The organism is Nocardia sp. NPDC005366 (assembly GCF_040606855.1).
GTDB lineage: Bacteria > Actinomycetota > Actinomycetes > Mycobacteriales > Mycobacteriaceae > Nocardia.
Genome location: NZ_JBEXFQ010000008.1, coordinates 109,082 through 122,156 on the forward strand (window position 1 = coordinate 109,082; position 13,075 = coordinate 122,156).

Genomic DNA, 13,075 nt, shown 5'->3' on the forward strand with positions numbered 1-13,075 from the left:
TCGCGGTGCGGGCCGACGGTCTTCGATCGCCGGAACGCTCCGACCGCATCGCCGATCGATGGGTGCGTATGTGGGCTACAGCAGCGGGTTCGGGCCACCACCACAGCGCTACCTCGGTCCGCACGGTAGAGCGGTTCACCCGTTCCGGGTGACGCGGAAACCACTGTCGGGTGCTGTGCTGAATCTCGACTCACCGTGCCCGCCCCGCCGAACGGTAGTCCGGGCTCCGAGAGAACAGAAGGCAGTTCGCCGATACCGGTGAACGCGGTGCTTCCGGCACTTCGGGCAGGAGGGACCGAGAGGACCACCGCCGAGCTGACACTGTCGCCAGTTCTCGCACCTGACTAGAGGAGTGCCTGTGAGCACGTACCCACCGATCGCCGAGCACGGTGTCGTCGGCGATCTTCAGACCGCGGCGTTGGTATCCTCGGCCGGCACCATCGACTGGTGGTGTGCGCCGCGGTTCGATTCACCGAGTGTTTTCGCCTCGCTGTTGGACAGCGAACGTGGCGGCTACTGCCGGGTCGCATTGGACCCCGCGGCCGAGAATGTCACCATCCGCCAGCTCTATCTGCCGGATACCGCGGTTCTTGTCACCCGGTTCGCCGGGCCCGACGGCGTGGGTGAGGTCGCCGACCTCATGGATCCGATCCTCGGCACCGAACCCACCGATCGGCACCGGTTGGTGCGGGTCGTCCGGGTGGTACGGGGAAGTCTGACTTTCACCCTCGATTGCCGCCCGCGGTTCGACTACGGCCGCGCCACGCACACTCTCGAGTGCGTGGACAAGCAGACCGCGGTCTTCCAGTCCCCCGGGGCCGACCTGCATCTGCAGGCCACCGGCCCCGTCACGCTGGAGAACGACGGCGACGACATCACCGCGCGTTTCACACTGTCCGCGGGTGAGCGGGCCGCGGTCGTGCTCACCACCACGGCGAGCGGTGGTCCGGTCTCGGCGGCACCGACATGGGCGAGCGTCACCGACGAATTCGAACGGTGCCGTTCCTTCTGGCAGACCTGGTTGCGCTCGTCCACCTATCGCGGGCGCTGGCGCGACATGGTCAACCGCTCCGCGATCACTCTCAAGCTGCTCACCTACGCGCCGACAGGGGCACCGATCGCCGCGGCCACGATGGGATTGCCGGAACAAGTCGGGGGCGAACGCAATTGGGACTACCGCTACACCTGGATCCGGGATGGTTCGCTGTCGGTACGCGCGCTGATCGACCTCGGTTTCACCGAGGAGGCCTACGCTTTCCGCCGCTGGCTGCGCGACCGGGTGGCGGCCGGGGCCACCGCTTCGGGTGATCCCCTCCAGATCATGTACCGCATCGATGGCGACCCCCATCTGGAAGAAGAGATCCTCGACCATCTGGAGGGATACCAGGGTTCGGCGCCGGTACGGGTCGGGAACGGGGCCGCCGACCAGGTCCAGCTCGATATCTACGGCGAAATGGCCGATGCCGTGAGCCGGGCCGATATCGGCGATATCGCGGGCTGGCAGGCGTTCGCGAAGGTGCTCGATTGGCTCGCCGACAACTGGGACCGTCCCGACGAGGGGATCTGGGAAACCCGAGGCGGCCGTCAGGAATTCACCTACAGCCGGCTGATGACCTGGGTGGCGTTTCAACGCGGTGTTCGGATGGCGACCGAGTTTTCCCGGCCCGCCGATGTGACACGGTGGACGAAGGAACGTGACGCGGTGTTCGAACAGATCATCGACCGGGGCTGGAGTGAGAAACGCCAGGCATTCGTCCAGCATTACGCCACCGAGGTCCTCGACGCCTCGCTGCTGCTCATGCCGCGCATGGGATTCCTGTCCCCGAAGGACGCGATGTGGCTGAGCACCCTGGACGCGATGGACGCCGAACTGGTCAGCGACAGCCTGGTCTACCGGTATGACCCCGAGGCATCACCCGACGGCCTGCGCGGATCGGAAGGAACCTTCAATCTGTGCAGCTTCCTGTACGTGGAAGCCCTCGCGCGCGCCGGGCGCCTGCACCAGGCACGCTACGCCTTCGACAAGATGCTCACCTACGCCAACCACGTGGGCCTGTTCGCCGAAGAGATCGGCCCCTCCGGCGAACAGCTGGGCAACTTTCCGCAGGCGTTCACCCACTTGGCGTTGGTCGCCGCTGCCATAGCTCTGGACGACGCACTCGATCGCGCAGAGGCCGTGCCGGCGCCGACGGGCGACTGATCCGGTGCCACCGGTGACCGGTTCCGGGGTGACCGGCGCCCCGCGCGGGGTGCTGGTTCCGCTCGCGCTGGCGCAGTTCATCTGTAGTTTCGCGGGCTCGAACATGAACGTGATGATCAACGACATCAGCACCGACCTGGACACCACGGTGCAAGGTGTTCAGGTGGCCATCACGACCTTCCTGCTCGTGATGGCCGCGCTGATGATCCCCGGCGGCAAACTCACCGACCGGTTCGGCCGCAGGCGCTGCTTCCTGACAGGTCTGCTTGTGTACGGCGTCGGGGCTCTACTCAGCGCGGCCGCACCGGGCCTGGGAGTGCTGATCCTGGGCAACTCCATTCTCGAGGGCGTCGGCACCGCACTGCTGATCCCCCCGGTCTATATTCTGACGACTCTGCTGTTCACCGAGACAGTCACGCGGGCAAAAGCATTCGGGGCCATCATGGCCATGGGCGGCGTCGGCGCCGCGGCGGGACCGCTGATCGGCGGACTCATCACCACCGCGCTGAGCTGGCGCGCGGCGTTCCTGTTCCAAGCCTTGGTCGTCTTGTTGATCGCTGTTCTCGGCCGCCGCATCGTCGACCCGCTACCGCCGGACCCGAGCCGACCCTTCGATGTCGCCGGAGCAGCGCTGTCGGCGATAGGACTGATCCTTGTCGTACTCGGAATTCAAGCCGCCGACAACGACATTCGTCTGATGTCGGTGCTGATCATCCTGGGTGTGGTGGTGCTGGCAGGTTTCGTGCTGAGCATCCGCGCCAAGGAGCGCGCCGGCCGTGAGCCGCTGATCGCCACGAGCATGTTCGGCAATCGCGTCGCGAATCTGGGCCTGGTCACCCAACTCACCCAGTGGCTGCTGCTGATGGGCACATCCTTCGTGGTGGCGACCTACCTACAGGTCGTGCGCGGATACAACGCCGTCCAGACCGGGGTGATCTTCACCGCCGCCACCCTGGGGCTGCTCGCGTCCTCGCTCGCCGCGGCACGCTTCGCCCGCCGCCGTACCCAACGCACCCTGATCATGACCGGCTTCTTCGTCAGCGTCCTCGGCGTCGCCGCACTGATCACGCTGGCCGACCGATCCCTCGACCCCTGGGCCTTCGCACCCGGCCTGCTGCTCATCGGACTCGGACTCGGCGCCATGCTCACTCCATCGGTCACCGTGGTCCAATCCAGTTTCGACGAAGACCAACAGGGCGAAATCTCGGGACTGTCACGCAGCGCGTCGAATCTGGGCTCATCCCTCGGCACCGCCGTGGCGGGCACCATCCTCGTCGCCAACCTCACCGGCAGCGCCTACGCCGCCGCGATGATCACCCTCGCCGGTGTCGGAATCGCGGGGTTCACAGCCGCGACATTCCTTCCGCGGCACACCGTTTCCGGTCGCCGCTCCGGATCAGGTGTCGAAGCCGGGTGACACGTGTCTCGTTCCGATTCCGAACAGCCTTTTTCAGTGGGCAAATTTCCGGTAAACTTCGAATACTTTCGATAACCACCAGAACGCGGCAGCCGATCTCCCGGCCGCGAAGCCCCCCCATGCGATCAGGGCGCTGCGCGCCGAGTCGAAATTCGATCAGCATGCCTGTTACGCCGGTCGACGAGCCCGAGAAATAGTAGACAGCGACTGATTTCATCACCAATCCCACCGAACTGGGTAGCATTGCAGACCGAGCTGGGAGAATCGGTGACAGGGTTGTTCGGGCCGAGTTGTTTCGGAGGGCGCCGTCGACCGGAAGGATTAGAGCGGGTCGACGCCGCAGGATTCACGAATTCCATCACCAGCCCTCAGTACCGGCAAGGAGTCGAATATGACCGGCAATACATCCGCTGTGAACAACGTCGTGCCCGACGAAGAGCCGTTTCAGCAACAGAGCATCGCTGGGGGGATATCCATCTCTGCGGCGTGCATGCTCCTGATTCTGGCGGTGGTCTCCGTCCTGCAGGGCATTTCCGCGCTGGTGGACGACGAGCTCTATGTCGCGGGGATCGACTACGTCTACAAGTTCGACACCACGACGTGGGGCTGGATTCATCTGGTGCTCGGCGTCTTGGCGGCGATCTGCGCACTCGGATTGCTGTTCGGAACCGCGTGGGGTCGGTACACCGCGCTGGGCATCGCGTCGTTGGTGATCCTCGCGAACTTCTTGGCCCTGCCCTATTACCCCGCGTGGTCGATCGTGATCATCGCCTTGAGCGTAGTGGTCATCTGGGCTGTCACAACTTGGCAGCCCGAACGGTGGTGACACCTCGCCGAAGGCCTCGACGCCTCGTTCATCGGTGAACAATGCGCCGGACTCGGCGAACGCGCAGGTCTCGACAGCTACCTACCCGGGAGGTGGCCGTGACGTCCATGGTGTCGAGTGATACACGTGATCCGTTGCACGGCAATGCTATCCGTCCATTCACGGTCGGCGTCGAGGAGGAGTTCATTCTCATCGATCCCACCACCGGCCTCCCCTCGCTGACCAACACCGTCGTCGCGGCGGGCGCCTCGGGTGTCGCACTGCAATTGGAACTATCGCGGTGCCAGATCGAGACCTGCACCCCGGTGTGCGCGAGCATCCCGGAGTTGCACCGCGAACTTCGGCAGGCACGCCTTTCGGTCGCACGTGCGGCGGCTCACTCGGGTTCCCGCGCACTGGCGGTGGGGGTTCCGATCTGGGGACCACCGACCGGGTCCATTACCGACACACCGAGATACCAGCGCATGGCCGAGCGTTTCGGCAGGCTGGCCGACCAGGTGATCTGCGGTTGCCACGTCCATGTCTGCGTCCCCGACCGCGACCTCGCGGTGCAGGTCAGCAATCACCTGCGCCCTTGGCTGCCAGCCCTGTTGGCGTTGACGGCGAATTCACCGATCACCGAGGGCGCCGACACCGGATACGCCAGCTGGCGCCATCTGCTGTGGGCGCGATGGCCCAGCGCAGGGCCTCCGCCGTACCTGCGGTCCGCCGCCGACTACGACGACGTGGTCGCGAGACTTGTCGAGAACGGGCAGATTCTCGACACTGCGATGGTCTATTGGGACGTGCGGTTGTCCTCGCATCTGCCGACGGTCGAGATCCGCGTCAGTGACGTCCCGGCGACCGTCGAGGAAACGGCACTTTTGGCAAGCCTTGTCCGGGCACTCGTCATCACCTCCGTCGCGGCGGTGGACAGCGGGCGACTATCCGCTCCCGTCGACCTGGCATACCTACGGGCGGCATGCCGTCGCGCGGCCCGAGACGGCCTGTCCGGCCCGCAATTCCATCCGGCCACAAGGTATTCCGCGCCCACACCGGGATCCATCGCGCACTTGCTCTCCTATATCCGCCCTACCCTCGAGCAATCCGGCGACTACGAATTCACGCGTAGCGCGTTGGCGACAGTTCTGAGAGACGGTAACGGCGCTGTACGACAACGCGAGGCATTGCGTATCGGCGGCCCCATCCGGGTACTCGAGGTGATATCACGACTGACCACCGAAGGGTGCGGCACCACGGAAGACCGCCAAATGATATGACGGCAGCGCACGGCACAATTTCTCGTTCGATTTGTGTCTTGACGAATAATCCCCACCGGGCACACGATGGTTCGATGACCGGCGATGACGAATTGCTTCAGGTCGAACAAGTGATTGAACGCCTGATCAAGCGATACCCGTCTGTCCTGCCCACCGACATCGAGTTCATCGTGCGCGATATCCACAAGCGCTTCGCCGGCGTCCGAATACATGATTTCGTACCACTCCTCATCGAAAAGGCAGCTCGGCAAGCCATCAGCGACCGTACAGCCGACCTACCGGTGATCCACGCAGCGGCACCGATGCCCTGATAGCGACCCGAGAGGACAGACGTGGGAAAGAAATCCGATCACCGCGAACGTCAGGCGCGAAGATCCGGTGGCACGACCGGCACGCACTACCGGCTGTCCGATACCGGAGAGCTGTCCGGCGCGGGCCCTGACCGGTCCGCCGCGCCGATGAAGAATAAGGACTACCGCCGTCTACTGCGGCCGCTGCACGCCGAACTGGTCGCGTTGCAGGAGTGGGTGAAAGCCTCCGGCGCAAGGATTTGCGTGGTTTTCGAGGGGCGAGACACCGCCGGTAAGGGCGGTGTCATCAAAGCGATCACCGCACGGGTCAGCCCACGTGTCTTCCGTGTGGTCGCGCTGCCCGCCCCCACTGATCGCGAGAAGTCCCAGATGTACGTGCAGCGCTACCTGCCCTACCTCCCGGCAGCCGGTGAGATCGTCATCTTCGACCGCAGCTGGTACAACCGGGCTGGTGTCGAACGGGTGATGGGATTCTGCACCGACGAGCAGGCGCGGCGGTTCCTGCAGCTGATCCCGGCGGTCGAACGCGCGATCGTCGACTCGGGCGTCATCATGGTCAAATACTGGCTCGAGGTCAGCGAGGAGCAACAGACCCGGCGCCTGCAGAGCCGTATCGATGACCCCCGCAAGATCTGGAAGCTGTCGGATCTGGACCTGAAGTCCTACAGCCGCTGGTACGACTACTCCCGGGCACGAGACGAGATGTTCCATCTCACCGACACCGGCTGGGCGCCCTGGTATGTCGCGGTCACCGACGACAAGAAGCGCGGACGACTCAACATCATCAGCCATCTGCTGACCCGAATCCCCTACGAACCGCTCGATCGCGCCGATGTCGTCCTGCCGGACCGGCAGCGCGCCAACGGTTACGAGGCGCCCCTGCAGCCACTGCACTGGATCCCGACGCCGTACTGAGGTTCCGAGTCAGGAAAGGACGAGCGTCATGGCCGCCACGCATGCCGTACACGGAGATTCGGCGCAGGGTGGCACCGCCACCCGGGAGCCGACGAATTGGCACGCGCGCGATGCCGAATCCGTCGTTTCCGCGCTGTCGTCGGACTCGCGGGTGGGACTCACCACCGGCGCGGCCGATGAACGCCGTCTGCGGTACGGAGCGAACAAGATCGCCGCCGAGCCCACACCGTCGCTCTGGGCGATCGCGCTGCGGCAGGTGAGAGATCTGATGAATGTGATGCTGATCGCCGTGGCGGTGGTCAGCATCGTCATCGGCGAGATCCCGACGGCGATCGTGGTCGCTGCCCTCGTCGTGCTGAACGTCGTGCTCGGCACTCGGCAGGAGATGAAGGCACGAGCGAGCGTGGACGCACTCGCCAGGATGCAGTCACCGCAGGCTCGGGTGATCCGCGACGGAATCCTGACCCAGCTCGACGCTGTCGAACTCGTACCGGGCGACATCGTGCAGCTCGAGGCGGGCGATATCGTTCCCGCAGATGGCAGGCTCGCTGCCTCCGCCACACTGGAAACCCAGGAAGCGGCGCTGACCGGCGAGAGCGCCCCGGTCGCCAAGGATCCCGGCACCCTCGATCTCGCGGACACTGCCCTCGGTGACCGAGCCGACATGGTCTACCAGAACACCTCGGTCACCCGGGGAACCGCCACGATGGTGGTCACCGAAACGGGCATGAACACCGAGATGGGCCGGATCGCGTCGATGCTCTCGGCGGTCGCGCCGTCGAAGTCACCATTGCAGCGGGAATTGGATTCCCTGACCAAAGTCCTCGGCGCCATCGCGTGGACGGCGGTGGCGATCATCGTGGTGATCGGAGCGCTACGCGGGCAGGACATGACGACCCTACTGCTACTTGGCATCTCGATGGGTGTCTCGGCGATTCCGACCGGACTGCCGACATTCGTCCAAGCGATGCTCGCCTACGGCGCCCGCCAACTCGCCGACGCCAAGGCCGTGGTGAAGAACCTCACCGATGTCGAGACTCTCGGCGCGACCAGCGCGATCAACTCGGACAAGACCGGCACCCTGACCATGAACCAGATGACAGTGCGCTCCCTGTTCTTCCACTGCCGGTGGTACACCGTCGACGGTGAGGGCTACAGCAAGTCCGGGAAGGTCACTCAGGTCGCGGGTGCGGACACCCCGGATTTCACCCTGCTCGCGTACGGGTTGTGCCTCGACAGCGACGCCACGGTTTCCGATACCGGTGAGATCGTCGGTGATCCGACAGAGGCCGCGCTGGTGGTGCTGGCGGCGAAGATCGGTGTCGACGCCCCGCTGACCCGTCAGACCTATCCCCGGGTCGCCGCTGTCCCCTTCGACTCCGCCTACAAATTCATGGCGACCTTCCACCATCTGCGCGTCGACGGCGAAACGCGATTCGTCGAACTGGTCAAAGGCGCCCCCGACATGGTCCTCGCCCGATGCTCGACCGCCTTCCTGCCCGGTCGACGGGCGGTGCCGATCGACCAGGTGCGCGAAGAGCTGGACGCGGCGATGCGAACCATGTCGGAGAAGGGACTTCGCGTGCTCGCCTTCGCCGCCCGACACCTGGACGGACAGGAAGAGGCGGCGACATCCGACCCCATGTCCCTGGTCGAGGACCTCACCTTCGTCGGCATGGCAGGCATCATCGACCCCCTACGTCCAGAAGCCGTCGAATCGGTGCGCACCGCCCACGAGGCGGGTATCGATGTCCGCATGATCACCGGTGACCACGCGATCACCGCATCGGCCATCGGGGCCGAACTCGGGCTCGGGCCGGGCGCGATCGGCGGCGCCGAACTCCAGGCGATGACCGATCAGGAATTGGCGGCGACCCTACCGAATCTGCATGTGTTCGGCCGTGTCACACCGCAGGACAAACTGCGCCTGGCCGGTGTCATGCAGCAAAGCGGCGCGGTCGTCGCGATGACCGGCGACGCTGTCAACGACGCCGCCGCGCTGAAGAAGGCCGATATCGGCGTCGCGATGGGCTCTGGCAGCGAAGTCACCAAACAGGCGGGCAAGATGGTGCTCACCGACGACAACTTCGGCACGCTGATCACCGCGATCCGCCTGGGCCGCAACATATACGACAAGATCGTGTCCTACATCCGATATCAGATGTCGAAACTGTTCTCCCTGGTCCTGCTGTTCCTGGTCGCGAGCATCTTCGATATCAACGACGGCGTCGCGCTCACCCCGCTGATGGTGCTGTTCCAGCACTTCTTCATCACGCTGTTCCCGGTGGCCGTCATCATGATGGACCCGCCGCCACCGAACCTCATGAACAAGCCGCCCCGCGACCCGGCCATGCCGATCGCCAATCGGCGCGCGTTCACACAGTGGCTGGCCTACGGCGTCCTGCAGTTCGCCGTCACCCTCGCCGCGATGCTGCTCGCTCCCGGCGATATGAGTACCACCGAGGCCTCCGTACCCATGACGACGGCGTTCGTCGTGCTGTCGCTCGGTTCGATCCTCAGCGGCCTGGCGATGCGTCGTGATCCCGAATCCGGTTTCGCCGCACCGATTCTCGGCGCGCTGAAAATCCTGTCGATACCGGTGATCGTCACCGTGTTCGCCGTGGAACTCGGATTCCTCCAAGACCTGCTCATGACGACATCGCTGACCGGCGGACAATGGCTCGCCTGCCTCGGCTGGTCACTACTCATCCCGATCGCGGTCGAATTCGAGAAAGCCCTGCGGCGCACGAGCGCCCGGCACGCCGAGCCACCCACCTCGCTCCCCGCCGCGGTCGCGCTCACTCCGCAGCGCGCACGCGTGCACTGAAGCACGACCATGCCGTGGCACGACAGCGTGGGCAGACCGCAACGCGAGCAAGTGACCCGCCCACCCGAAACGAGGCACACCATGGATCACGACCATTCCCTCTGTCACCCACCAATTCGGGTCACCGACCTCGTCACGCATGATCGGCGGGCCGAGCGGTGAACGAGGACTCCGGTGCCCGCGCTCGGTGCTGGTCGGCCCGGGCGGCCTTCTTCTTCGCCGTGGTCGCGGCGGCGGTTCCGGTGTTGTCCGCCGGCATGCTGGGCACCCTCGGGCTGCTCATGACCGGCATCGGAGGTGTCGTGGTCACGGTGGCCGCGCTGTACTGGTTCCTGACCCGGCGTGGAGTCCTGCGGTGGGTATCGCTGGGTATCGCGGTGCTCGCGCCGATCGTCGTCTTCATCCTGTTCGTCCGCGCGCAACTGCTGTGGGTGGTTCTGCTGACGTGCGTGACCGCCCTGCTGGCCGTCGTGTGTGCCCGCGCCGCGCTCCGCACCGAAACCTCGCGGACCCCCGCACCCGAATATGCCGCCCCGCCACCACGACACCCGTTCCTGATCATGAATCCGCGTTCCGGTGGCGGAAAGGTCGTGAAATTCGACCTGCGCCACAAAGCCGAGGAACTCGGCGCCGAAGTCGTGATGCTCGAAGGTCCGGACACCATCGATGTCGCCGCCGTCGCACGAGAGGCCGTCGCACGGGGCGCGGATCTGCTCGGCGTGGCGGGCGGTGACGGAACACAAGCCCTCGTCGCGGGTATCGCGGCCGAACACCACCTGCCGTTCCTGGTCATCAGCGCGGGCACACGCAACCACTTCGCGATGGACCTCGGCCTCGATCGCGCGAATCCCGCGGCGGGCCTGGACGCGCTGCGCGACGGCGTGGAGATGCGCGTCGATCTCGGCAGGATCAACGGTCAGCCCTTCGTCAACAACGCTTCCTTCGGCGTCTACGCCGAAATAGTGCGCAGCCCCGCTTATCGCGACGACAAGACAGCGACCGTATTGCGGCTGCTGCCCGACCTGCTCGCCGGGCATACCGGCACCCGGCTCGTCGCCCGCGTCGGTGACGCGAAGATCGAGGGACCGCAGGCGATCCTGGTGAGCAACAATCCCTACGGCAACAGCGACCTCGCCGGTCTCAGCCGCCGAGACCGCCTCGATCGCGGCGTTCTCGGCGCTGTCACAGTCTCGGTCTCCAACACGCGCGACGCTGTCGGTCTGATTCGCCGCACCCGCGGTCACGGACTGATGCAACGACCCGCTGTCGAGGTCGTCATCGAGGCCGACACCCCGCAGATCCCCGCCGGTGTCGATGGCGAATCATTGCTGCTGGACACCCCCGTGCGATGTGTCATCGAACCCGCCGCCCTGCGAGTGAGAGTCCCGCGAACCCGCCCAGGAAGCCGCACCGCCGCACCGGTACTGGACTGGACGAAGCTTCTCGACATCGCGCGTCACCCGCATATCGAATCCGTCGCGGGAAGCACACGACGACCCGATCGAGCGTGAGCCGCGGATTCGATATCGTCGCCTTCATACGGTTCGACGGGCATTCCACACCCCACCAGTTACTGTGTAGTTACCGATCTGCATTGCGCCGAGGTCAGGAGTCGTCGTGCCGAAGTTGGAGATCAAACGGAAGTCCGAACTCTCCCGCAAAGAGGTGTCCGAGCGACTCATCGCGATCGGACATGCCCTTGCCGGCGGCTCCGAGGTGGAACTGGGATCCGGTGGCGACTCGATCGAAATCGTCGTCGCCGACCAACTCAGCTGGGAACTCGAGATCGAGGTCGACGGTGACGAGACCGAGATCGAAATCGAGATCAGCTGGCGCGATGACCCGTCCGACGAATCGGCGACCGACACGCCATCGGCGCCCGCGGTTCCGGCCAAGGCCGCACATCGTGGGCGTAGGCGGCCCGCGAAGTGATCCACCTACAACGCCGCTGAACTGTCGCGGAGCCCACAGCTGGAGCGGCGGTGACGTTATCGGACGATCTCGATATCGGCGTTGTGCTGAACCCGAACTCAAACCGATGAGATCGGCGCGAAGGGCCGGATCGCGGCGGTGCCGGGCCCCACCACCGCCGCCGACGATTCCGGCACCTCGTTCCACGCGCCCTCGAGGTCGCGCAGGGGCTCGGACACCACGAAGCGGGTTTCGCCGCCCAGTTCGCGCAGTACCTCGATTTCGGGGTGCAGTGCGCGCAACTGGGAGAGCTCGGTGGAGAAGAACAGTGACCGTGATCGCCGCTCGCTGGAATATCGAAACACCCAGAGGAATTCGCCGTTGGTCGTCGCGACGGTCATCTGAACCGGATGCTCGACCCCGTTCGCGTGCCCGACGTCTTCGACGAAGCCGACCGCGCGGGCGACGCCGTCGAAGGGGTCATCGACGAGACCGAACGTCAGGGCGAGGTAGAACAAGACTTCCGTGTCCGTGGAACCCTCGATCTCGGAGAAGAGCGCGGGGTCGACGGCCAGCAGCAGGTCGCGCCTGATCTCATGGAACCCGCGCAGGACGCCGTTGTGCACCCACAACCATTTCCCGTGCCGGAACGGATGACAATTGCTGCGTTGCACCGCGGTCCCGGTCGAGGATCGCACGTGCGAGAGCAACATCGATGTTCGCACCTGACCGGCGATCTCCCGCAGATTGCTGTCGTTCCAGGCCGGTTCGATGCCTTTGTACACCGCCGGTTCGGTGCCCTCGCCGTACCAGCCGACACCGAAGCCGTCACCATTGGTAGTGGTCTCTCCCAAACGCGAGTGCAGACTCTGATCGATCAGGGAATGTTCAGGGCGGAACAACAGATCCTCGGCAAGGATCGGCTCACCCGAATACGCCATCCACCGGCACATACAACAATTCAAACAGAATCGATACCATCTGCGATAGCCCGTGCCCTCCGGAAAACCGTGCCGGCCCCGGTCAGGAATATAAAAATTGTCGGAATCAATTCTTCTTAGTGAAGTTCCCTGTCCCGTTCGAACCCCGCTGCCGCCCTGGAATTCTGGGCGGCTAGGAGGCCAGGATTCTGGCTTTTTCGGCGTTGAATTCTGCCTCGGTGAGAACGCCCTGGGTCTTGAGCTCGCCGAGTTGACGTAAGGCCTCGATGCGGTCGACCGGCGGTGCGGCGGGGGCCGGTGGCGGTGCGTATTGGGGTAGGGGCTGCGCGGGTTCGGGTTGTCGTTCTTGTTGGGCGGCCCAACGGTTGCCCTGTCGCCGCGATACCCGGTTGGAGACGGCGGTGGCGGTTCCGGCGACGGCAGCGGTGCGGGCGATCCCGCGGAGTAGTCCAGGCATGGGTATGTCTC

11 protein-coding genes are annotated in these 13,075 nt (G+C 65.0%); 9 read left to right on the plus strand and 2 right to left on the minus strand.

All coding sequences use genetic code 11. The annotated features are described in order from the left end of the window. Positions 1-358 precede the first annotated feature (358 nt). The 9 genes from ABZS43_RS11915 to ABZS43_RS11955 all read left to right on the plus strand — a co-directional run bounded on the left by ABZS43_RS11915 (position 359) and on the right by ABZS43_RS11955 (position 11,687). Positions 359-2,200 carry a glycoside hydrolase family 15 protein gene (locus ABZS43_RS11915; protein ID WP_355035847.1) on the plus strand — a complete coding sequence of 614 codons (1,842 nt, stop codon included), beginning with the start codon at positions 359-361 and terminating at the stop codon, positions 2,198-2,200. A 13-nt stretch (positions 2,201-2,213) separates the two neighbouring features. Beyond that, positions 2,214-3,617: an MFS transporter gene (locus ABZS43_RS11920; protein WP_355035848.1), complete on the plus strand. Its 1,404-nt coding sequence runs from the start codon at positions 2,214-2,216 to the stop codon at positions 3,615-3,617. A 391-nt stretch (positions 3,618-4,008) separates the two neighbouring features. Beyond that, positions 4,009-4,443, plus strand: a complete 435-nt coding sequence (locus ABZS43_RS11925; RefSeq protein ID WP_355035849.1) for an acetyltransferase — start codon at positions 4,009-4,011, stop codon at positions 4,441-4,443. Positions 4,444-4,550: 107 nt separating this feature from the next. Next, complete coding sequence (locus ABZS43_RS11930; protein ID WP_355035977.1) at positions 4,551-5,702, plus strand: glutamate--cysteine ligase; 1,152 nt, start codon at positions 4,551-4,553, stop codon at positions 5,700-5,702. A gap of 74 nt (positions 5,703-5,776) precedes the next feature. After that, on the plus strand, positions 5,777-6,013 hold the full coding sequence (locus ABZS43_RS11935) for a three-helix bundle dimerization domain-containing protein (protein ID WP_355035850.1): 237 nt from the start codon (positions 5,777-5,779) through the stop codon (positions 6,011-6,013). A 111-nt stretch (positions 6,014-6,124) separates the two neighbouring features. Continuing rightward, the gene (gene ppk2, locus ABZS43_RS11940; protein WP_355035978.1) at positions 6,125-6,928 is read left to right on the plus strand and encodes a polyphosphate kinase 2; all 804 of its coding nucleotides are present in this window, start codon (positions 6,125-6,127) and stop codon (positions 6,926-6,928) included. Positions 6,929-6,956: 28 nt separating this feature from the next. Continuing rightward, positions 6,957-9,755, plus strand: coding sequence for a cation-transporting P-type ATPase (locus ABZS43_RS11945; protein ID WP_355035851.1), 2,799 nt, complete (start codon positions 6,957-6,959; stop codon positions 9,753-9,755). 257 nt (positions 9,756-10,012) lie between these two features. Further along, a complete protein-coding gene (locus tag ABZS43_RS11950; RefSeq protein ID WP_355035979.1) occupies positions 10,013-11,266 on the plus strand; it encodes a diacylglycerol kinase family protein in 1,254 nt (417 codons plus the stop codon). A 106-nt stretch (positions 11,267-11,372) separates the two neighbouring features. Then, positions 11,373-11,687 (plus strand): amphi-Trp domain-containing protein, encoded by a 315-nt coding sequence (locus ABZS43_RS11955; RefSeq protein ID WP_355035852.1) that lies wholly within the window; start codon positions 11,373-11,375, stop codon positions 11,685-11,687. A gap of 98 nt (positions 11,688-11,785) precedes the next feature. On the opposite strand, the gene ABZS43_RS11960 is transcribed toward ABZS43_RS11955, so the two are convergent. Continuing rightward, a complete protein-coding gene (locus tag ABZS43_RS11960) occupies positions 11,786-12,607 on the minus strand; it encodes a class II glutamine amidotransferase (protein WP_355035853.1) in 822 nt (273 codons plus the stop codon). 172 nt (positions 12,608-12,779) lie between these two features. Then, on the minus strand, positions 12,780-13,064 hold the full coding sequence (locus ABZS43_RS11965) for an SHOCT domain-containing protein (protein WP_355035854.1): 285 nt from the start codon (positions 13,062-13,064) through the stop codon (positions 12,780-12,782). Positions 13,065-13,075 lie beyond the last annotated feature (11 nt).

Excerpts from the sequence above, each read along its gene's own strand:
- ABZS43_RS11925 (WP_355035849.1), top strand. The coding sequence starts at position 4,009 with ATGACCGGCAATACATCCGCTGTGAACAACGTCGTGCCCGACGAAGAG.
- ABZS43_RS11930 (WP_355035977.1), top strand. The coding sequence starts at position 4,551 with ATGGTGTCGAGTGATACACGTGATCCGTTGCACGGCAATGCTATCCGT.
- ABZS43_RS11935 (WP_355035850.1), top strand. The coding sequence starts at position 5,777 with ATGACCGGCGATGACGAATTGCTTCAGGTCGAACAAGTGATTGAACGC.
- ABZS43_RS11945 (WP_355035851.1), top strand. The coding sequence starts at position 6,957 with ATGGCCGCCACGCATGCCGTACACGGAGATTCGGCGCAGGGTGGCACC.
- ABZS43_RS11950 (WP_355035979.1), top strand. The coding sequence starts at position 10,013 with ATGCTGGGCACCCTCGGGCTGCTCATGACCGGCATCGGAGGTGTCGTG.
- ABZS43_RS11960 (WP_355035853.1), bottom strand. The coding sequence starts at position 12,607 with ATGGCGTATTCGGGTGAGCCGATCCTTGCCGAGGATCTGTTGTTCCGC.
- ABZS43_RS11965 (WP_355035854.1), bottom strand. The coding sequence starts at position 13,064 with ATGCCTGGACTACTCCGCGGGATCGCCCGCACCGCTGCCGTCGCCGGA.